Genomic DNA, 740 nt, shown 5'->3' on the forward strand with positions numbered 1-740 from the left:
TCGTCGCCGAGCAGCAGCTCGCTGGTAATGCCGACTTCCTTGGCCGTGCCCGGGTGCCAGCGGAACAGGTCCGCCAGGGGCAGCTCGATGCGGTAGCGCTCGCTCAGTTGGTCGAGCAGGCCGCCGATGCTGGCCGGTGCAGCCTGGCTGGCGAAGTAACCGCTGCGGCTGTCGTAGAGGGTGAAGTGCTTGCCGTTGTAGAACAGGCTGCGGCGCTTGCCGTCGCTTTCAACCGAGACGTGCAGCTTGTCGGGCTGGCGGGCCAGCAACCGGGTGCGGTGGCTGAACTCGATGACCTGGCCGTTTTCCAGTACCTGGTCGGTGTGGCTGCTGGCGTCGATACGAAACTGTTGCAGGCTGCGCAGGTAGGCCCCCATCTGGTCCAGGGCGGTGAGGGCGCGGGGCTCCATTTCTTCGCCCCAGACGCTGCTGCAAGCAACCAGTAGGCCAAGGATTACGACCCTGCGTGTGCGATGAAAACGCGACATGGCGCACCTCGTTCACAGCATGAAAGTGGGGATCACCGGGATAAACGACACGCGGAAATTCCAGCGGCTGCTGATCAGGTCGTCAGCGTGGATCACCGAGTACTGCACTTCACCGGAAATGCGCACCGGCAACTTGCCGAAATTGACGATGCGTCCGGCGCCGATGCCGATGGGGAAGTTGACCTTGTTGCCACCTTCGGCTTTCCAGTTGACGGTGACATTGGGCGTCATGCCCACCCGCCATTGCCCCGG

Annotated in this window: 1 protein-coding gene and 1 pseudogene; both read right to left on the reverse strand. The window is 63.2% G+C overall.

Annotation, left to right across the window (positions count from 1 at the left end; translation table 11 throughout):
- Positions 1-488, reverse strand: a 488-nt coding sequence (locus HX803_RS31955; RefSeq protein WP_178926052.1) for a DUF2092 domain-containing protein, incomplete at its 3' end; no start/stop codon positions are given.
- A gap of 12 nt (positions 489-500) precedes the next feature.
- Positions 501-740: pseudogene (locus HX803_RS31960) on the reverse strand (hypothetical protein); the annotation flags it as partial.

The sequence above is a fragment of the Pseudomonas sp. P7548 genome (assembly GCF_013386585.1).
Classification (GTDB): Bacteria; Pseudomonadota; Gammaproteobacteria; order Pseudomonadales; family Pseudomonadaceae; genus Aquipseudomonas.